This is a genomic window from Thalassolituus sp. UBA2590 (assembly GCF_002339775.1).
Taxonomy (GTDB): Bacteria; Pseudomonadota; Gammaproteobacteria; order Pseudomonadales; family Oceanobacteraceae; genus Thalassolituus.
Genome location: NZ_DDKU01000121.1, coordinates 1 through 935 on the forward strand (window position 1 = coordinate 1; position 935 = coordinate 935).

Genomic DNA, 935 nt, shown 5'->3' on the forward strand with positions numbered 1-935 from the left:
CGAAGAAGTGCGAGCCATGCGGCAAAAAATGAGGGATAATCTCGGCTCTAAAGATACGAACGGCCAGCAGTTTCACCTGAAACAGGATGAAGGGGGTATTGTTGACATCGAGTTTCTGGTTCAATATGGCGTACTGGCCTGGTCACACCAGCACCCTGAGCTTACTCAGGTCACCGATAACATGCGGTTGCTGGATGCCTTAACGAAGGCCGGTCTGATGGCTCCAAAAGACTGTCAGACCCTGCAGGAAACCTACCTGTCCTACCGAGCCGAAACTCACCGGCGTGCATTGCAGAAACAATCCCTGCTCCTCGAGAGCGACTCAGTGTCGGCACTCGGATTTGATGCACGGCGTAATGATGTGACCCGACTTTGGAAACTCTGGCTTGAACCCGAGCAGTCATAACCACTGCAAGGCAAGCGCAGACTGCTGAACGTTTACTGAATTACCGAATACAACATTACATTTACGAGTGAGGTCCTTATGCTACCTTCCATGTCTGACCGTGATGGTCTGATCTGGCTTGACGGAGAGTTAGTCGACTGGCGCGATGCCAAAGTTCACGTACTGACTCACACCCTACATTACGGTATGGGCGTCTTTGAAGGTGTGCGGGCTTATGAAACTGATCAGGGCGCGGCGATTTTCCGTCTGCAGGAACACACCGACCGCCTGTTCCGCTCCGCACACATTCTGAATATGAAACTGCCTTACACCCGCGAAGAGCTGAACGAAGCTCAGCGTGCTGCAGTGCGTGAAAACAACCTCGACAGTGCTTACATCCGACCAATGGCGTTTTACGGCTCTGAAGGCATGGGCCTGCGTGCTGACAACCTGAAAGTTCATGTCATGGTTGCCGCCTGGGAATGGCCGGCTTACATGGGTGAAGAAGCCAAAACTCAGGGCATTAAAATCCGCACCTCAAGCTACACCC

1 protein-coding gene and 1 pseudogene are annotated in these 935 nt (G+C 52.6%); both read left to right on the forward strand.

Features of this window, described 5'->3' with window-relative positions:
• Positions 1-406, forward strand: a pseudogene (locus B2067_RS10715) (bifunctional glutamine synthetase adenylyltransferase/deadenyltransferase); the annotation flags it as partial.
• A gap of 90 nt (positions 407-496) precedes the next feature.
• The coding region (locus B2067_RS10720) for an aminotransferase class IV (RefSeq protein WP_301388433.1) at positions 497-935 on the forward strand (439 nt) is incomplete at its 3' end.